The 20057-nt window shown below is 43.8% G+C and carries 16 protein-coding genes; 13 read left to right on the forward strand and 3 right to left on the reverse strand.

The features are described from left to right. Nucleotides 1-120: 120 nt before the first annotated feature. From NAF19_RS15200 to NAF19_RS15210, 3 genes are all read right to left on the reverse strand, one after another. On the reverse strand, nt 121-303 hold the full coding sequence (locus NAF19_RS15200) for a hypothetical protein (RefSeq protein ID WP_252790919.1): 183 nt from the start codon (nt 301-303) through the stop codon (nt 121-123). A gap of 316 nt (nt 304-619) precedes the next feature. Further along, nucleotides 620-1939 (reverse strand): SGNH/GDSL hydrolase family protein, encoded by a 1320-nt coding sequence (locus NAF19_RS15205; RefSeq protein WP_252790920.1) that lies wholly within the window; start codon nt 1937-1939, stop codon nt 620-622. A gap of 17 nt (nt 1940-1956) precedes the next feature. Next, nucleotides 1957-3180 (reverse strand): OmpP1/FadL family transporter, encoded by a 1224-nt coding sequence (locus NAF19_RS15210; RefSeq protein WP_252790921.1) that lies wholly within the window; start codon nt 3178-3180, stop codon nt 1957-1959. Nucleotides 3181-3402: 222 nt separating this feature from the next. On the opposite strand from NAF19_RS15210, the gene NAF19_RS15215 reads away from it, so the two are divergent. The 13 genes from NAF19_RS15215 to NAF19_RS15275 all read left to right on the forward strand — a co-directional run bounded on the left by NAF19_RS15215 (nt 3403) and on the right by NAF19_RS15275 (nt 20053). Further along, nucleotides 3403-4290 (forward strand): helix-turn-helix domain-containing protein, encoded by an 888-nt coding sequence (locus NAF19_RS15215; RefSeq protein ID WP_252790922.1) that lies wholly within the window; start codon nt 3403-3405, stop codon nt 4288-4290. Nucleotides 4291-4580: 290 nt separating this feature from the next. Then, on the forward strand, nt 4581-6377 hold the full coding sequence (locus tag NAF19_RS15220) for an acyl-CoA dehydrogenase FadE (RefSeq protein ID WP_252790923.1): 1797 nt from the start codon (nt 4581-4583) through the stop codon (nt 6375-6377). Between the two features lie 26 nt (nt 6378-6403). After that, complete coding sequence (locus tag NAF19_RS15225; protein WP_252790924.1) at nt 6404-7147, forward strand: electron transfer flavoprotein subunit beta/FixA family protein; 744 nt, start codon at nt 6404-6406, stop codon at nt 7145-7147. 45 nt (nt 7148-7192) lie between these two features. Further along, entirely contained in the window at nt 7193-8167 is a 975-nt protein-coding gene (locus NAF19_RS15230) for an electron transfer flavoprotein subunit alpha/FixB family protein (RefSeq protein ID WP_252790925.1), read from the forward strand. A gap of 5 nt (nt 8168-8172) precedes the next feature. Beyond that, complete coding sequence (locus NAF19_RS15235) at nt 8173-8622, forward strand: acyl-CoA thioesterase (RefSeq protein WP_252790926.1); 450 nt, start codon at nt 8173-8175, stop codon at nt 8620-8622. Beyond that, a complete protein-coding gene (locus tag NAF19_RS15240; protein ID WP_252790927.1) occupies nt 8622-8885 on the forward strand; it encodes an acyl-CoA-binding protein in 264 nt (87 codons plus the stop codon). The genes NAF19_RS15235 and NAF19_RS15240 overlap by 1 nt, the downstream gene beginning before the upstream one ends. A 222-nt stretch (nt 8886-9107) precedes the next feature. Then, nucleotides 9108-9557: a DUF2147 domain-containing protein gene (locus NAF19_RS15245; RefSeq protein ID WP_252790928.1), complete on the forward strand. Its 450-nt coding sequence runs from the start codon at nt 9108-9110 to the stop codon at nt 9555-9557. Nucleotides 9558-9591: 34 nt separating this feature from the next. Next, nucleotides 9592-11973, forward strand: a complete 2382-nt coding sequence (locus NAF19_RS15250; RefSeq protein WP_252790929.1) for a 3-hydroxyacyl-CoA dehydrogenase/enoyl-CoA hydratase family protein — start codon at nt 9592-9594, stop codon at nt 11971-11973. Nucleotides 11974-12002: 29 nt separating this feature from the next. After that, a complete protein-coding gene (locus NAF19_RS15255) occupies nt 12003-13178 on the forward strand; it encodes an acetyl-CoA C-acyltransferase (RefSeq protein WP_252790930.1) in 1176 nt (391 codons plus the stop codon). A 49-nt stretch (nt 13179-13227) separates the two neighbouring features. Then, complete coding sequence (locus NAF19_RS15260) at nt 13228-15051, forward strand: AMP-dependent synthetase/ligase (protein ID WP_252790931.1); 1824 nt, start codon at nt 13228-13230, stop codon at nt 15049-15051. Between the two features lie 4 nt (nt 15052-15055). Beyond that, nucleotides 15056-15835: an enoyl-CoA hydratase/isomerase family protein gene (locus NAF19_RS15265; protein ID WP_252790932.1), complete on the forward strand. Its 780-nt coding sequence runs from the start codon at nt 15056-15058 to the stop codon at nt 15833-15835. Nucleotides 15836-15866: 31 nt separating this feature from the next. Next, on the forward strand, nt 15867-16757 hold the full coding sequence (locus NAF19_RS15270) for an SDR family oxidoreductase (protein ID WP_252790933.1): 891 nt from the start codon (nt 15867-15869) through the stop codon (nt 16755-16757). Between the two features lie 422 nt (nt 16758-17179). After that, nucleotides 17180-20053, forward strand: a complete 2874-nt coding sequence (locus NAF19_RS15275) for a DUF8487 domain-containing protein (protein ID WP_252790934.1) — start codon at nt 17180-17182, stop codon at nt 20051-20053. Nucleotides 20054-20057: the final 4 nt, after the last annotated feature.

Below are 20057 nucleotides of genomic sequence, written 5' to 3' on the forward strand. Positions count from 1 at the left end.
GAACGTATCAAAACGACGGGGAATTTCAGGCGAGGTTAGCCTATACTTACAGGGATAAATATTTGCTGGCGCCCGGCAGTGTTTTTTGCCCGGGAAATATGGCAGAATAATTATTGACAGTTAGATGTCTCCGTTACTTTTAAAATCAAGAAAGGGTTTGTCATTTTCATTGATAGTACCAACCTCAACAATGGGATAAACAAAACGTTGTCGCCAAAGTACAGCGTCTTCGGCGTATAATAAAAGCAGGCCTCCAGGCTTTGATACCTTTGCCGGATGCCCACACAGGAACTGATCGTCCATTTTAAAACCGCAACATTGCCGGAAACCCTTCGCCCTGACCGGGCTTCGATATAGCTTGAAGTAAAGGACGCCATGAACTGAAACATTGAAACCTTGTTACCGAAACACCGATGGCCGCAGAGCTATGTACCGGCTTATATAGATCCGGGACGCGCTGGAATCATCGTACAACTGCCCGGGATTCCCAAATTATAAATTGTTGGATTTTTGACAAACAAAAGCCTGCAAATCAAATGACCGCAGGCTTTTTATTTTTAGTTTTCTTCCGTTAACGCCAGTACTGATTCAGGCAAACGTCCGATTGCGGATTTTTTACTTAAGGAAACTTAATTCCGCCGTAAGCAGCAACGTCAGCTAATGGAATATTTGAACCATATTTTGAATTGATGGCCTTAATAAATTCGTTGGCTACTATGGCGTAACCCCGTGGAGTAAGGTGTACCCCGTCCAATGAAAATAAACCGCCGCTTATATAATTTGAATTGAGGCTTATACCATTTGTAACCAGGCCATTTGATTTTATGTTTTTCAGGAACGTGTAAGCATCAAATACCGCCAGCCCCTTGGCATTAGCGGTTGAAGTTATAGAGCTGTTAAACGCTGTAACCGCATTTTCGGTTAAAGTTACCTCGTTGGCATCGAGCACATATTGGTTATCAATTGGCGTATAAGGTGTTAATCCATAAGGAAGCGTGCCGTATGGTGTGCTTACCGGCTGTCCTATCTTGCTTGTCGGGAAGGTTAAAACAATTAAATCAGCCGGCGTAGCTACCCTTGGAGCATAGTTTGTGCCCGAAACGAGAGCGTTAATGTACAGGCCAGTAACCGATGGGTTCGCTTTTTGTACTCCCGCAAGGATCGCACCCTCTGTAACGGTATTGAAGTAGGGAATTGACGTTACATCAGGTATTGTGGCTACAACGCCTTTTGCCCCGCCTTGTGTTAACGTATTTATCAACAAAGTATTTAAGGCCGCGAAAGTTGCGGGGTCCGTCAAAACATCGCCGGCTCCGCCCGATGTGGCATAGGCAAGGGCGTCATTATTTCCCAGCCAGTTTGAAAAGAAAGTAAAAGGTTTTGCGGTAATGAAGGCAAGGTAAGGGGTGGTATTTGTTGGCGAATCTCCTGGTAATAACCTTTCATAAAAACCATTTAAATTACCATAAGGTGCATAAGTAATGTTAAGCAGTTTGATACCCGGTACGCCATAATTATTAATATCGCCGCTGTACTTGCTATACAACGTTACATTGCCAAAGCCGGGCACAGGCAAAATTCCCCTAATGGCCAGGTTTGAAGTAACTGGGGCAGTAATAGGACTGCCAGTTGAACTAAATCCGGTTAACTGTAAATAACCCGACCCATTTGCCTGTGCAGTGCTGAATAGTGGTTGAGTAAATGTCCCTCCGCCAACGGAAAGCATCTGTTTGGCCATGATAGCCGGGTAGGAGTTTAATTGGCCTTGCAGGTAAAGGCCACCATCGGCATAGCCTGCTGTCAGCGAGTTGCCTACAGCAATAAATCTTGAAAAATTGGCTGTGCCATGGCTTGGCTTTGGTGTATTTATTTCGGGTTTGCAGGCAACCAGCCCAACCAAACCTACTATAATATAAATAAAGTGTTTAAGTGTCTTCATTTGTTTTGATTTTTAAATTACCAGTGATAAGCAAGTGAAATACCAGGGATGTACACATTGGTTTTAAATGTGCCTGACAATTGAGATTGAATGTTTGTTTGCGTGCGCGACATCAGGTGCTCATATTCAAATGACACATCCACATCAAGCCCTTTTGCCAGTTTATACCCAAGTCCTGCGGTAACATACACCCGGTTTGCGTCCGGAGCTTCCGGGGTTACATAGCCATCCTGAACGGCTGTGGACGCGTACCCTCCGCCAAATCGCAATGCCGTTTTAGTGTTAGCCTTATATTGGGCGCCTGCGCGCAGTGTTACGGCATTTTTATAGTTTCGTTGTGAATAAGTATCTTGCAGCGATGATGTGTTGGTTTTATAATCGAATGCCAATACCTTGTAAACATTCCAGTTAATAAGGTTAACATCCAGGGCAACTGTCCATTTATCGGTAGGATAGAGGCCAATCCCAAGCGAATTGGTGGCGGGCAAAGGTATAGTTGCAGTGAATGTGTTTGGCTGCGGAAAACCGCCTTGAACTGATGCCGGAACGGTAAAAATAGCGTCGCCATTGTTTATTGTTGTACTCACTTTTGAACGGTGCGTAAGCCCAATGGATATTTTCGACGAAGGCTTAATAAATAAACCTGCGTTCCAGCCGTAGCCCTTACCGGTGCCTTTTAATTCGGCCTGCCCGTCCTGTCCGCTTGAATTGCCGAGAGGAATGGCCTGCGTAAGGTCAACGCTTCCCCGGTTATAAACAAAGCCTCCGCCTATGCTTAAAACTTTGTTTATTTTAATACTAAGTGTTGGCTGAAAATAGATGGCTTTCAGGTCGAGGCTTTCCAGTACATATTTACCTTGCCAGCTTTTTCCCCAATCGGTTAATCCCCCAAATGGCGTATAAACACCTAAGCCTAATTTCCACCAGGAAGATTTCGGACCCCAAACGGCATAAAAATTAAATGGAGTGGCCACTTTGTTCAAAGATTGATATTGAGCGTTTGTGCCCGATGGATTAAAGTCAGACTTAAACAGCAAAGGGCTTATTCCTGCCTGGATATAATTCTCAGGCAGCAATACCACCGCCCCCGGATTGAAAAAAACTGATGCGCCGTCTTGAACCAGCCCTGTGCCGGTGTGCCCCATACCTATCTGTTTCTGCCCCTCAAGATTAACCTGGAAACCCTGGGCGAAGGTCAATACAGGAATTAGTGCAAGCACTAATAACAAAATTTTCTTCATAATTTAATATAATATAGAATTGGTTTATAATGTGCAGTTTGCATGGCTGCAAAGCTTACAACTATCAGAAAATAAAATTAGCTTGCATTTGAAAGAAAAAAAGGGCTATACTGCGGAGATATTAGTCAAAAAGTCGGAGAATTATACTGGGTGATTTTCCGAACAACATATTTAAATTTAAATATGCGCATTTGCCGAAGTATCATTTTATAAATTAGACAAATGAGTAAAAAAGTTGCACAATTAAGCTTATCAAAATTTGCAGATTTGTATGCCGATAAATTAGTTGGCCCGGATTTTTTTATTACCGATGAGAAGCAATTGCTGAGCCTGAGCGAATTTCCATACCGGTCAGACGGTTATATTATAGGTATATGCACGCGCGGAACGGCGCAGGTAGAAGTAAATTTGCAGGTATACCAGGCCAGGCCGGATGCTATGTTGCTGGCGACGCCCTTTCATGTTTTAAGAATTTATGACAGCAGCGACGATTTCCTTTGTAGGTTCATCGTTTTCTCGAAAGCTTTTTTAACAGAAAATAATGTTAACAGCCACTTCCTCGAATCCTTTAGTTATTTTAAAAGCGCCTCTATCCCGGTTATTTATCCTGAACAGGAGGATGTTAAAGTATTGCAAAATATATATGCACTTATAAAGCAAACATTGCAGCGGGAGGAACATCCCTACCGTGTCGAAATCTCCAGGAATACCCTAAATATGCTGCTTTACGAAGTCGCTTTCATCTATGAAAAGCAACACCTGATAATAAAAGGAAAACAAACCCGTAAACAGGAGTTAAATATGTTGTTCCAGGAACTGGTTTTTCATCATTATAAAGAACACCGTAATGTTCAGTATTACGCTGATGCCCTTTTCGTGTCGCCCAAACATTTAACAGAAACAATCAAAGAGGTAACCGGCAGAACTGCGGGGGAATGGATTGACGATGCGGTTGTATTGGAAGCAAAGGTATTATTAAGGAATCATGACATAAGTATTGCGCGCGTCGCCGAAAATATCCACTTTCCCGATCAATCGTCTTTTGGCAAATATTTCAAAAAGCATACCGGCATGTCGCCATCAGATTATCGCCTCGTTTTAACAAATTAAATCCCGCATACTTAATTACCGTGCGATCCTTCTTTCTGCAGCGACAGGATTATGTTCCGACTTTTTGACTAATATCTCCGTATTGCAGCCCTTTCATGGGTTGAATGTCGCTTCTAATTTTACTTCTGATTATAAATACCACAAAAGCATCAGTAAACTGCTTTTGAAACCAGCGGTCTGATAGTATTAACCGGGTAGGAATTTTGCTGCCAATTACAGGAATTTAAAGCTGCCAATCCTAAAAAATTGGTTTTAGAAGTATTGACCATTCCAATAAAAAAAGATAGATCATGAACGACATTGAAACTGTAAAAGCTTTAAAAGGAGGCGAATTTCTGATCAGGGAAACCGCCGCCGATAGCGTATTCATTCCGGAAGAATGGAACGAGGAACAGCAAATGATTGCTGAAACCTGCGTTAACTTCCTTGCACAACATGTAAAACCAAATTTAAACCGCATTGATGAACAGGAAGAAGGCCTGATGTCGCATTTAATGGATGAAGCGGGCGCGCTTGGCCTGCTCGGTGTTTCGGTGCCTGAAGAATACGGCGGTTTTGGTAAGGACTTTAAAACATCCATGCTGGTTACTGAAAAATTAGGCGCCGGGAATTCATTTTCAGTGGCGTTCTCAGCGCATTCCGGAATCGGTACACTACCTATTCTTTATTATGGCAACGACGCACAGAAGCAAAAATATATTCCAAAGCTTGCCAGTGGCGAGTTGAAGGGTGCATATTGCCTCACAGAGCCAAGCTCAGGGTCCGACGCTAACTCGGGTAAAGCCAGGGCGAGGCTGTCCGAAGATGGTACGCACTATCTGATAACCGGTCAGAAAATGTGGATCACTAATGCAGGTTTTGCTGATGTTTTTACAGTTTTTGCCAAAATTGATGACGATGAAAATTTAAGTGCTTTCATCGTGGAGAAAGATTTTGAAGGCATTACATTGAATGCTGAAGAACATAAAATGGGAATTAAAGGAAGCTCGACACGGCAGGTGTTTTTTAACGATTGCAAAGTGCCGGTAGAAAACCTTTTATCCGACCGCCAGAATGGGTTTAAGATCGCCGTCAATATCTTAAATATAGGCCGTATGAAACTGGGCGGGGGAACAGTTGGCGCGAGCAAAGAAGTAATCAGCCAGGCGGTGCACTACGCCAACGAGCGTGAGCAGTTTGGACGTGCAATCTCTAAGTATGGGGCGATAAAGTACAAACTGGCACAGCAGGCCATACTGACCTATGCTTCGGAGTCGGCGGTTTACAGGGCCAGCCAGAATATGGAAGAAGCAACCGAAATGTTGGTAGCATCCGGACTTGATGAAACGAACGCCAAGCTTAAGGGCACCGAACAGTTTGCTATTGAAGCCGCAATTATAAAAGTGCATTCGTCCGAAACACTTGATTATGTGGTAGATGAAGGTGTGCAGATTTATGGCGGCATGGGTTACAGTGCGGAAGCGCCGATGGACCGCGCTTATCGCGATTCGAGGATAAACCGGATTTTTGAAGGTACTAACGAGATCAACCGGATGTTAACCGTAGATATGATGCTTAAGCGTGCCCTTAAAGGTGACCTTGACCTGATGGGCCCGGCGCAAAAAGTTGCAGGCGAATTGATGAGTATTCCGGATTTTGGCGCGGCAGAAGAAGGAAATTTATTCGGTAAAGAGAAGAAATATATTGCCAATTTTAAGAAAGCCATCCTGATGGTGGCAGGAGGTGCGGTTCAAAAACTGATGGCGCAGTTAGGCAAAGAGCAGGAAGTTCTCATGAACCTTGCTGATATGCTTATTGAGCTGTATGTAAGCGAATCGTTGCAGTTGCGGGTTGAAAAACTGGTTTCAATGCGTGGAGAGGATAGCTGTAAAGAGCAATTAGATATTATGCGGGTATATATTAATGATGCCGCGGAAAAAATTGCCAAGGCGGGAAAAGAGGCATTGAATTATTTTGCCGAAGGTGACGAAAAGAAAATGATGTTGATGGGGCTTAAGCGCTACACCAAAACAGAAGATATTAATTCGACCCAGGCACGCAGAAATATAGCAGCTAAACTGATTGCCGAAAACAAATACTGTTTTTAACACAAAAGCGAAAGAACCGAATATAAATGAAGATATTAGTGTGTATAAGCCAGGTACCGGATACCAGCACAAAAGTTGTGTTAAAGGACAACAGCACAACAATTGAGAACGCCGGAGTCTCCTATATTATTAATCCATACGATGAATGGTATGCGCTTATCCGTGCCATCGAATTAAAAGAAAGCGGGATAGCCAGTGATGTCGACCTGGTAACTGTGGGGAAAGCGAATACCGAACCAGTTATCAGAAAGGCGCTTGCGCTTGGTGGTGATAAGGCCATAAGGATTGATGCTGAAAGCACCGATCCCTATCTAACCGCTGTTTACATCGCCGAATATGCTAAAAGCATGGATTACGATCTTATCCTCTGTGGCAAAGAATCCATTGATTATAATAACGGTAGTGTCGGCTCCATGCTCGCTGAGTTACTCGATATGGATTATATCGGCTTTGCAACCGAAATCAAGATCGAAGGAAATACCGCCGTAGTAAAAAGGGAAATTGAAGGTGGTGAAGAAACTGATAGTTGCAAATTCCCCCTGGTGATATCCTGCCAGAAAGGCGTTGCCGAAGCACGGATAGCCAATATGAGGGGTATTATGGCCGCCCGTACGCGGCCGCTTACTGTTATTACACCCACCGTTGATGACGCTCTCACCTCTATTTTATCTTATGAATTACCTCCTGCAAAAGCTGGTGTGCGATTAATTGATCCGGCTGATATGGACGAATTAGTTGAACTGCTCCATGCTGAAGCAAAAGTGATTTAATCCTTAAATAAACTTGAATAGTATTTAATAAATTATTAGAACAAAATGTCTGTAATAGTTTTTGTTGAACACGACGCGGGAACAATCAAAAAGAAAAATTTTGAAGCAGTTCACTACGCGTCCGGTATTGCTCAAAAAATGGGCACTACAGTCACCGCCGTGATCCTGGGCATCGTTGATAATGCTGAAATAGAAAAACTTGGAGCATATGGCGCACAAAAAGTATTGCACGTAGAAGACAGCAGGCTCGGTGAACTGCACCCGCGTGCTTATACAAGCGCGTTGTTAACTGCTATTGAAAAAGAAGGCGGCAAAATAATTATCACGCTAAATGATATCAACGGCAGGGCTGTTGCGCCCCGGGTTGCAGCAAAATTAAAGGCAGGCCTTGTAGTTGGGGCATTGACCTACCCCGATATGGATAAAGGGTTTGTTATTAAAAAAGCAGTTTATTCGGGAAAGGCTTTTGCATACGTAAATATTACGAGTGATAAAAAAGTAATTATGCTGATGCCTAATACTTTTCCGATAACCGAAACGACTGGCAAAACAGTAATCGAGAAACTGGTAGTCGACTTTTCCGGAAAGGATTTTGGGATAAAAGTAAACGAGGTAAGCAAAGTAACCGGCGAAGTTTCGCTTTCAGATGCCAGCCTGGTTGTATCCGGTGGACGTGGTATGAAAGGGCGGGAAAACTGGTACCTGATTGAAGATCTTGCTAAAGAATTAGGCGCAGCAACCGCGTGTTCCCGCCCGGTATCCGACGCCGATTGGCGCCCCCATCACGAACATGTCGGGCAAACAGGCGGTACCATACGTCCGGATTTATATATCGCGGTGGGTATTTCCGGCGCAATACAGCATTTGGCAGGTGTAAACGGGTCAAAAACTATTGTTGTAATAAACAAGGATCCTGAAGCTCCCTTTTTTAAAGCAGCCAATTATGGTGTGGTGGGCGATGCAATGGAGGTTTTACCGAGGCTTACTGAAGCCGTAAAAAAATTCAAGCAACATAAATAAACTGCATGATGGATGTTTTTTATGAAGGACAAGTACTTTGGGCACAGATTGACGCGAACCAGCATATGCGCCACACCGCCTATGCCGATTTTGCAGCCCAGGCCAGATTAGCTATGTTGGAAAGCCTTGGTTTAAAGCCGACTGTGTTATATGGCTATAAAATTGGCCCGGTGTTATTCAGGGAAGAACTTGTTTACCTGAGAGAGGTAGGTATTAATGAGCACATTAAAGTGACCTGTGATATTGTGAAAGCTCGGGCGGATGGCTCCAGGTGGACGATACGGCACGACCTTTATCGCAGCGACGGGGTAAAGGCAGCTATAATTGAAGCCGATGGCGCCTGGATAGATATGGAAAAACGCAAATTGATTACCCTTCCTCCTGAACTTAGCCAATTATTTATGCACGCTCCTAAAAGCAGCGATTATATTGAAGAACCTATAAAAACTAAATAATGGATCAAAAAGAAGCCTTTGAGAAAGCAGTAGCTGTCAGCAAAACATTACAAACTAAACCTGATAACGAAACACTTTTACGCCTATACAGCTTATACAAACAAGCAACCGAAGGTGACATCAACATCGCGCCACCCGGCATGTTTGATTTTGTGGCCAAGGCAAAATATGATGCCTGGTTAAAACTTAGTGGACTTGGTACAGCTGATGCCATGCAGCAATACATTAACCTGGTGGCCCAATTATCCAGGAAAATCGATTAAAATCAAACATCCGAGTTTTTGACAAATGTTTCCGCCATATAGCCCTTATTATCCCCGGTACTTTTAAGTAAGTTTGTTATATAACCAATACTAAATTATTTATCTCTTCGGGTAATTTATTCGTTGAATCAACGGGCTATTGCTTTATGTTTATTAGGTACCGTTAGGCCGGTAAATTTTCATTGGTTAAGAAAGCAGTTAATTATTTTAATACTTAGTGAAATGACGATATTAAAAAAACACTTTATCCGGGCGGCATTTTTTGCTTTTGCTTTCTTTTCAGTATCCATAGCGAAAGCCCAAACCGACCAGGTAGAAGGATTGTGGTACAACGATGTTAAAAGCGGGAAAATATTGATCACAAAGTCAAGTGACGGGAAGTTCTATGGCAAAGTGGTATGGCTTAAAGAACCACTAAAAAACGGGAAGCCCAAAGTGGATGAGCTCAATGCCGATCCCAAATTACGCAGCAGGCCAAGGCTGGGCTTACAGGTTTTATCGGGTTTTGTAAAAGACGGCGATACAAGGTATACCGATGGCACAATTTACGATCCGTTAAATGGCAAAACCTACTCCTGTAACATGACTTATAAAGGCCAAACCCTGGCGATACGCGGCTATATAGGAATCTCACTTTTTGGAAGGACGACGATCTGGTCGCGCGCAGAATAATGACCATGAAATTTTAACAAGCATAATTACTAGAATGGATGCTAAACGAATAATAAAAAAGGTAGCAGTATTAGGTTCCGGTGTAATGGGTAGCCGTATTGCCTGCCATTTTGCAAATATCGGTGTGCAGGTACTGTTGTTTGATATTGTACCTGAAAATGCTGCAGAAGGTAACAAAGCTGCAAGGAATAAAATAGTTAACGACGCGCTGGATTTTGCGATAAAGTCAAACCCTTCGCCGTTATACCTTAAATCCTTTGCAAGGCGCATCACTACCGGGAACTTTACTGACGATATTTCTAAAATTTCCGATTGTGATTGGATCATCGAGGTTGTGGTGGAACGCCTGGACATTAAGCAAAAAGTATTTGAAAGCGTAGAAAAATATCGCAAACCGGGCACACTGATTACCTCAAATACGTCAGGCATACCAATCCACCTCATGGCCGAAGGACGCAGCGACGATTTTAAAAAGAATTTTTGCGGAAGCCACTTTTTTAACCCGCCCAGATATTTAAAACTACTGGAGATAATTCCCACAAAAGATACCTTACCTGGCGTGGTTAATTTCCTGATGGATTATGGCGATAAATTCCTCGGTAAAACAACAGTGCTGGCAAAAGATACCCCCGCCTTTATCGGTAACCGCATTGGTGTGTTCAGTATCATGAGCCTGCTGCATTATGTAAATAAAACCGGGTTGACTGTAGAGGAAGTGGATAAACTAACAGGTCCTGTTATCGGCCACCCTAAGTCAGCGACATTTCGTACCAATGACGTAGTCGGCCTGGATACCATGGTGCACGTTGCCAACGGGTTGTTTAAAAATGCGCCGGATGACGAAGCGAATGAACTCTTCGAAATCCCCGGTTTTGTAAAAGACATGGTTAAAAACAACTGGCTGGGCAGCAAAACGGGACAGGGCTTTTATAAAAAGGAAAAAGTTGACGGGGTAAACCAGTTTTATGCACTTGACCTGAAATCGCTCGACTATAAACCATCCCAAAAAGTAAAGTTTGCGGCTTTAGAAGCGACTAAAGCGGTTGAAAAGCTGGAGGATAGGCTAAAGATTCTTTTCGCTGCCAAAGATAAAGCAGGCGATTTTTACCGGGCAACTTTTTACCAGCTCTTTGCTTATTCCAGCAAGCGTATTCCTGAAATTGCCGATGAGTTCTTTAAAATAGATGCTGCTATGAATGCCGGTTTTGGCTGGGAAATGGGTCCGTTTGAAAAGTGGGATGCGCTGGGAGTTGAAAATACGTTGAAAGACATGGAAGCCAGCGCTAACAAACCGGCGCAGTGGGTTTACGAAATGCTTGAAACGGGAGCCAAAAGCTTTTATAAAGTTGAGGATGGCAAACGTATGTATTACGACATCGCATCAAGGGGCTATAAAGTTATCCCCGGGACGGAGAACTATATCTTGCTGAAAAACCTCGGCAAAGACAAAATAATATGGAAAAACAGCGGGACCACTATTACCGATATCGGCGATGGTATTCTCAACCTGGAGTTCCATACTAAAATGAATACCATTGGCGGTGAGGTGATTGAAGGTATTAACAAAGCGATTATGTTGGCAGAAGCTAACTATAAAGGGCTGGTAATTTCAAATGAGGGGGCCAATTTTAGCGCAGGTGCTAATGTTGGGATGATATTTATGATGGCGGTTGACCAGGAGTTTGATGAGCTTAATATGGTGGTCAAGACCTTTCAGAACGCGATGATGCGCTTGCGTTATTCGTCAATACCGGTTGTTGCAGCCCCTCATCAAATGGCATTAGGCGGCGGTTGCGAAATATGCCTTCATGCGGATAAAGTAGTGGCCCATGCAGAATTATATATGGGCCTCGTTGAGTTTGGAGTGGGTTTGATTCCTGGCGGCGGTGGAACAAAGGAGTTTGCCGTTCGTCTGTCAGATGAATTGCAGGAGGGTGATATAGAATTAAATAATTTCAGGGAACGATTTTTAACTATCGGACAGGCAAAAGTTTCCACTTCTGCTTATGAGGCCTTTGAATATGGCTATCTAAAAAAAGGACGGGATGTGGTAGTAGTATCACAAAACAGGCTGCTTGCAGAAGCAAAACAGCATTGTTTGCAGCTGGCCAATGAAGGCTATGTGCAACCGCTTCAACGAACTGACATCAAAGTTTTAGGCAAGCAGGCTCTTGGTTTAGCTTACGTGGGCGCCAACACCATGTACAGCGGTAATTACATAAGCGAGCATGATGTAAAGATATCCCAAAAACTAGGCTTTGTGCTCTCGGGCGGAGACCTGTCGCAGCCGTCTTTAGTTAGCGAGTCGTACCTGCTTGATCTCGAAAGGGAGGCGTTTCTTGCGCTTTGTACCGAAAAGAAAACACTTGAGCGCATTCAATCCATTTTAACCGGTGGTAAAGTACTAAGAAACTGATTTTAATAAAACTAACTGAAAGCAAACAGATGAATGCATATATAGTTGCAGGTAGCCGCAGCGCTATCGGAAAGGCTAACCGCGGAGGATTCAGGTTTACCAGGCCCGATACGCTAGCCGCGGATGTCATCAAACATCTTTTAACATTGGTGCCCAATGTCGATAAAGAGCAAATTGATGATGTAATTGTGGGTAACGCTACCCCCGAAGCCGAACAAGGCTTAAATGTGGGCCGCCTCATCTCTTTAATGGCATTGGATACTGATAAAGTACCCGGGATGACAGTGAACCGATATTGTGCATCAGGCTTAGAAACCATTGCTATCGCCTCTGCCAAAATTCACAGCGGAATTGCCGATTGCATTATTGCAGGCGGTGTGGAAAGCATGAGCCTGCTGCCAATGGGCGGCTGGCGTATTGTACCCAATGCAGATATAGCCCTTGCACACCCCGATTATTACTGGGGAATGGGTTTAACGGCAGAAGCTGTTGCAAAAGAATACCAAATCGGTAGAGAAGAGCAGGATCAGTTCGCTTTTAATTCGCACCAAAAAGCTATTAAGGCGATCACTGCTGGGAAATTTAAAGAGGAAATAGTGCCGGTAAACATTACCGAAACCTACGTAGACGAGACCGGCAAAAAAAAGAAAAGGGAGTTTAAAGTAGATACGGACGAAGGCCCGCGAAGTGACACTTCATTAGAAGTTCTTGCTAAACTGAAGCCAGTCTTTAACGCCAAAGGCGTAGTAACCGCGGGTAATTCATCACAAACAAGTGACGGTGCTGCTTTTGTAATGGTTGTAAGCGAAAAATTTTTAAAACAAAATAACCTGAAGCCTATTGCTCGATTGGTTAATTATGCCGTTGCGGGCGTGCCTCCGCGTATAATGGGGATCGGCCCGCTTGTGGCCATCCCAAAAGTATTGAAAGCCGCGGGGCTAAAACAACAGGACATTGACTTGATTGAGCTAAATGAGGCTTTCGCTTCCCAGTCCCTTGCAATAATAAAAGGCCTGGGTCTGGATCCGGAAGTTGTTAATGTAAACGGGGGCGCAATTGCTTTAGGCCATCCGCTTGGATGTACCGGGGCAAAGCTTTCCGTACAACTTTTTAATGAACTAAAACGCAGGGATAAAAAATATGGCATGGTTACTATGTGCGTGGGTACCGGCCAGGGGGCTGCGGGCATATTTGAACTATTATAATCTTGGATTTCAGGCGATAGTTAATTGATAACAAAGTATTTAACGAGCAATGGCAACACCGGAAAAAGCCCTTAGATTATTCGATTGCATGGCGATGCAGGCAAAAGAACCCAGGCCTGATCTTTTAAATGCTAAAGTAAACGGCGTTTGGCAGTCATATAGCACCCAACAAGTGCATGACATGACTTGCCGGCTGGCTGTTGCGTTGTTGAAATCAGGCATTTCCTCAGGGGATGGCTCAGTAGAGGGCCGGGATAAGATAGGATTGATCAGCAACGGGAGGCCAGAGTGGATAATTACCGACTTGGCTGTACAACAAACCGGCGCTGTTTTGGTGCCCTTATATCCGAACACCAACGCAAAGGAGATTGAACAGATCTTGATTGAAGCGGAAGTCAAGGTTATGTTTATCAGCAATAAAGAATTGTATGAAAAGGTAAGCAGTATCCGTAACAACATCCCTTCGTTAAAGGCAATTTATACTTTCGATCAATTAGACGGGTGCAGCAACTGGTCGGAATTGCTAAAGCCGGTTACAGAGGATGACCGCCTGAATTTATCGAAAATAAGTGACCATATCACCGAAGATGACATTACCACTATCATATACACCTCGGGCACTACGGGAAGGCCCAAAGGGGTGATGCTTACCCATAAAAATATTTTAAGTAATGCCATGGCTTCGGGCGATGTGCTTGAGCAAATCCCGATAGATAACAAGAGGGCATTTAGCTTTTTGCCGGTCAACCACATTTTTGAAAAAATGTGTTCTTATATCTACCTTTTCTTCGGCTTTTCGATCTATTACGCTGAGAGTATGGATACCATCGGGCAGAATATTAAAGAAGTGCACCCGTATATATTTACCGCTGTGCCCAGGGTACTTGAGAAGGTTTTTGAAAAGATTATTATTGAAGGTAAAAAACTAACCGGGATAAAAAGCAAAATATTTTTATGGTCGATAAAGATTGGCGACCAGTTTGAAATCGGGAACAAAAGCATATGGTATCGCACCAAACTGGCTATTGTTGACAAACTGGTTTTTAGTAAGTGGCGCGCTGCGTTAGGCGGCAATGTAAAGGCCATCGTTGTCGGGAGCTCTGCCTGCCCCGTCAGGCTGGAAAGACTTTTTACAGCTGCAGGCATTGTTATTTTAGAAGGATACGGGCTTACAGAAACGTCGCCGGTGATTTCCGTAAACCAATATTTACCTGAGAAAAGAAAGTTTGGGACTGTCGGTCCATTATTGACTGGGGTGCAGGTGAAAATTGCGGATGATGGCGAAATATTGTGCAAAGGGCCCAATGTAATGCCCGGCTATTATAAAAATCAGGAGCTTACCGCCGAAGTACTGCATGATGGATGGTTTTGTACCGGCGATATTGGCGAACTGGATAAAGATTCTTTTCTTAAAATAACCGACAGGAAAAAAGAGATTTTCAAAACCTCCGGTGGTAAATATGTAGCCCCGCTACCTATTGAAAATAAAATGAAGGAAAATTACTTTATAGAGCAGATGATGGTAGTTGGTGCCGGAAAGAAATTTGCTTCAGCGCTTATCGTACCTTCCTACGCTAATTTAAAACCATGGTGCAGGAAAAACAACGTCCCTGATGCATCAAACGAAGAAATGATTAAAGATAATCGTGTTATTGCGATGTACCAGTCAATTATTGATGGTTACAACCCGGAATTTAATCATGTAGAGCAAATCAAAAAATTCACTATGCTAACAAACGAATGGACGGTGGAGAGCGGAGAACTTACGCCTACCGGGAAAATGCGCCGCAAAATCATCACCGAAAAATATAATTCCAAAATAGAGGAGATGTATGGTGATCAAACAGAATTAGTGTCAACCCCGGATAAATAAACTGATGGAAACCATAGTAGTTACGATAAATGACCGGGTAGCGTCAATTACTTTAGACAGGGGCAGGTCGAACCCAATAAATCACCAAATGGTAAAGGAATTGACTGCCTGTATAAAAGATATTGAAAAAGACGGCGACGTTGGCGGGTTAATATTAACAGGTAAGCAGGGCTTTTTTTCGTCAGGCGTTGATCTTATTGAAGTGTACGGTTATAACGAAGTACAGGTTAAATCGTTTTGGACTGATTTTTTTGAACTCCAGCGCGTACTCATATCTTTTCAAAAGCCAATGGTAGCAGCCATTAGCGGCCATAGTCCGGCGGGGGGATGTGTTTTGGCCATTTGCTGCGATTACCGTTTAATGGCCGAAGGAGAATATATTATTGGCTTAAATGAAATCCCCGTTGGTATCATCGTTCCCGAAAGCGTATTTGAAGTTTATGCATTTTGGATTGGTAGACAAAAGGCTTATCAATACCTATTGGAGGGTAAACTTATCAACGTGAACCAGGCACTAAAAACCGGGCTAATAGACGAAGTTTGCCCGGCTGACAGCCTGCTTTTCCAGGCAGAAAAAAAGGTAAGAACCTATATGCAGTTTAACCCGGTAACATGGAGTCAAAGCAAATTAAACTTGCGAAGTAAATTGATCGGCCATATAAACAAAGATCAAAGCACAACGATCGATCAGATGCTTACACAATGGTGGGCGCCCGAAACAAGGGCTGGTTTGGAAATGATCATTCAAAATTTAAAGTCAAAGGCCAGTTCGGTGAAAAACTAATAAAAAGGTAAGGCCGGCAAATATAATCACGATGGAACAAACACAGGGACTTGCAGAAGGCATGTTGAAGGATGATGCCTTAAAGGGAAAAACCATTATTATTACAGGTGGTGGCACAGGTCTTGGGAAAGCAATGGGCACTTACTTTTTAAAACTTGGCGCCAATTTAGTTATTACCAGCCGCAAACTTGAAGTTTTAAAACAGGCCGCTGCCGAAATGGAAGCGGACACCGGCGGAAAAGTGATGGCCATATCATGCGATGTTAGAAAATATGAAGAAGTTGAAAACATGCTGGCAGCAGCTGTTAACACTTTCGGCAAAGTTGATGTATTGTTAAATAATGCGGCGGGTAATTTTATTTCTCCAACAGAGCGTTTATCCGCAAATGCCTTTTCGGCTATAATTGATATCGTACTAAAAGGCTCGGTGAATTGCGCGCTTGCTTTGGGGAAGTACTGGATTAAAGAAAAAATACCTGGTAACATTCTTAATATCGTTACCACATACGCTTTTACCGGGTCTGCTTATGTAGTTCCATCAGCCTGCGCTAAAGGCGGGGTACTCGCCATGACGAGATCGCTGGCCGTAGAATGGGGACGCCATGGTATTCGCTGTAATGCAATTGCCCCGGGACCGTTCCCAACTAAAGGAGCATGGGAACGCCTGCTACCTGGTGCGATGGCCGAAAAATTTGATTTTAAAAATAAAGTCCCCCTGAAAAGGGTAGGAGAACACCAGGAATTAGCAAATCTCGCCGCTTTCCTCGTCTCCGATTTTTCGGGGTATATTAACGGTGACGTAATTACTATTGACGGGGGTGAATGGCTACAGGGCGCGGGACAGTTTAACGCGCTGGAAATGGTGCCGGACGCCATGTGGGACAATATTGAGAAGGCAACCAGAAGTGCCTCTCATTCGTAATGGTTAGCCTTTATTTGATATACAATCGCAACAAATTCATATTGATCCGTTCTTGCCTGCAACCCGATTTAGCCAAGTCTGTATCTAAATTAAGTTTATAATAATTTATAAAAGGCTATTTATTTCCTGCTAATTGGAAAATGATTCGTGCTATTCGCCAAACATTAGATTTCAATGCCAGATACCCTCTTCTTTATTGCATAATTCAATACTTTTTGATAAGAATTTAATCCATCTTTTTCCAATAAATGTCCATTGGCATTTTTTATTGTGTGGAGTAACTTCGACATACCAATTATCCCTTAAGATAATTAAATTCTTTAATTGACTAAGACGGCAAGTCGATATGAAACAATTATAACAGGCTTAGTTAAAAACGCTTATATTGAATTTCTGTGCTACACCGGATTTATAAATAATTTATGGCTATCAAACATCCGCTCATTATCATTTTAACGGCGAGCCTGCTCATCCTTTTTTCCGTCGAGGTTAATGCAATGCTAGGCCGGCGTTTGGTTGCCGGGGATACGATCAGCCTTTCCGGCAAATGGAAGTTCCGTGCGGATCCAAACGATATTGGTATAAAAGAAAGCTGGTATAAAAAGCAGCTTGAAGGCATGATAACACTGCCCGGATCAATGACCAGTAATCACCTGGGCGACGAAATTACTGTAAATACCCAATGGACCGGGGGCATTGAAGATTCTTCATGGTTCCGCAAACCGGAGTACGCCCGTTATCGTGAAACGGGGCATATCAAGATACCATTCTGGCTGCAGCCCGAAAAGTATTACAAAGGCGCCGCATGGTATCAAACCGAAGTCATAATTCCGGCGTCCTGGAGTGGCAAAGTGATTGAGCTTTTTATAGAACGTGCACATTGGACAACCGGCGTCTACGTTGATGACCGTTTTATCGGGACCGAAAACAGTCTTGGCACACCTCATGACTACTTATTATTAAAAGGGCTTATGGCCGGTCGGCATACCCTTTCCATACGCGTTGATAACCGCGTCAATGAAATTAATGTCGGGAAAAACTCGCACAGCATCAGTGATCATACGCAAGGTAACTGGAATGGCATGGTTGGCCGGATTTACATGGCCGCAAAACCACGCAGCTTTATCAAATACATCCAGTTATACCCGGATATCGACAGGAAGCAAGTTTTGGCCAGGATAGTTATCGAACAAAACCCGCTGGCCAAAAAGCAGTCAAAGCTAACGCTGCAGGCCATGTCGGCTCAAGGCAAGGTGGGATTGCCGGCTGTATCCATAACGCATGTCCCGGGAAGTTTATCGGACACGATCAACATCGTATACCCTATGGGCGCCCATCCTGAGCTTTGGAGCGAACATCATCCCAATCTGTACGCGATGAGGGTTACCCTCGCATCTGCCGCTTGGCATGATGCGCAGACCATTCATTTTGGCATGCGTAAATTCAGTTCTGCCGGCACACAATTCCTGATCAATGGGCACCCAACTATTCTAAGGGGAACACTGGATTGCGCTGCATTTCCGTTAACTGGTTACCCGCCGACCGACGTGGCGTCCTGGCTCCGAATATTGAAAACCTGCAAGGCTTTTGGTTTAAATCATATCCGTTTCCATTCCTGGTGCCCGCCGGAAGCAGCGTTTACTGCAGGCGACAGGCTCGGCATGTATTTCCAGATCGAGTGCTCTTCGTGGGCCAACCAGGGCGCAGTGATTGGCGACGGGGAGCCACTGGATCAGTACATTTACAAGGAAAGTAAAAAAATAACAGAAGCATATGGAAATCATCCGTCGTTCTGCCTGATGGATTACGGAAATGAGCCCGCTGGAAACCACATGACTGAATACCTAACCAGTTTTGTGAAATATTGGAAAGCAAAAGATGCGCGGCGTTTATACACCACAGGTTCCGGCTGGCCTATCATCGCCGGGGCTGACTATAACAGCACCCCCGATCCGCGTATCCAGGGTTGGGGTGAAGGTATAAAAAGCATCATCAATGGAAAAAAGCCTTCGACTGATTATGACTGGTCTGAAATTATTTCAAAATGGCAACACCCCACAATCAGCCATGAAATTGGTCAATGGTGCGCATATCCCGATTTTAAGGAAATAGGTAAATATAAAGGCGTTTTCAAAGCACGCAACTTCGAAATATTCCGCGATCAGCTGGCTGCGAATGGCTTAAGCGCTTACGAAAATCAATTCCTTGACGCTTCCGGAAGATTACAGACCCATTGTTATAAAGCAGACATCGAAGCAGCGTTGCGGACAAAAGGCTTTGGCGGGTTCCAGTTGCTTGGACTTGAGGATTTCCCGGGCCAGGGAACGGCTTTGGTGGGGGTACTCAATGCATTTTACCAGCCAAAACCCTATATCACTGCGGCGATCTTCAATCGATTTTGTAATGATGTAGTGCCTTTGGCCCGTTTTTCGAAGATGATTTACCTGAATAGCGAAATCCTGAACGTCCCTTTGGAGATTTCGCAATTTTCTGAACATGCCCTTAGAGGAGTCTCTCCAAATTGGGCGATCACCGATGCAACGGGGAAAATCCTTTTTTCAGGCATACTCAGTAAACGCGATATCTCGGAAGGTAATTGCATTGCTCTTGGTGTAGTGAAGGCCGACTTGAAAACTATCCGGCAGGCTGCGGAATTGACCCTAACGGTTAAAATCGGGAAATATTCTAATAACTGGCGGTTCTTTGTCTACCCGGAACAGGTTAAAAAAGCAGACGCCAGGGTAATTGTAACAGACCGGCTAACCGACGAAGTGATTACATCACTAAAGCAGGGCGCAAGTGTATTATTAACCTTAAAAAAAGGCACGCTAAAAGATGAATATGGAGGAAAGGTAGCTATCGGGTTCTCCAGCATCTTTTGGAATACCGCCTGGACACATGGACAAGCACCGGAGACGCTCGGCATCTTATGTGACCCACACCACCCGGCGCTCAAATTGTTCCCGACCAGGAGTTATACGGATTACCAATGGTGGGATGCTATGACACACAGCAGCCCGATCTTAGTCGACAGTGTGGCAAAGGATCTTAAGCCCATAGTCCGTGTGGTGGATGACTGGGTAAAGGCCAGGTCGCTTTCTCTGTTATTCGAGTGCAAAGTCGGAAAGGGTAAACTCATCGTTTCCGGCATCGATCTTTTGACAGATATAACGGATAGGCCCGAAGCAAAGCAGCTGGCTTTTAGTATCGAAAAATATATGAAAAGCGGTGAATTTAATCCAAAAACGGAAGTGGAATTAAACCGTATTACTGCTATGTATAAATTAAATAATTGACTAT

The sequence above is a fragment of the Mucilaginibacter flavidus genome (genome assembly GCF_024055575.1).
Classification (GTDB): Bacteria; Bacteroidota; Bacteroidia; order Sphingobacteriales; family Sphingobacteriaceae; genus Mucilaginibacter; species Mucilaginibacter flavidus.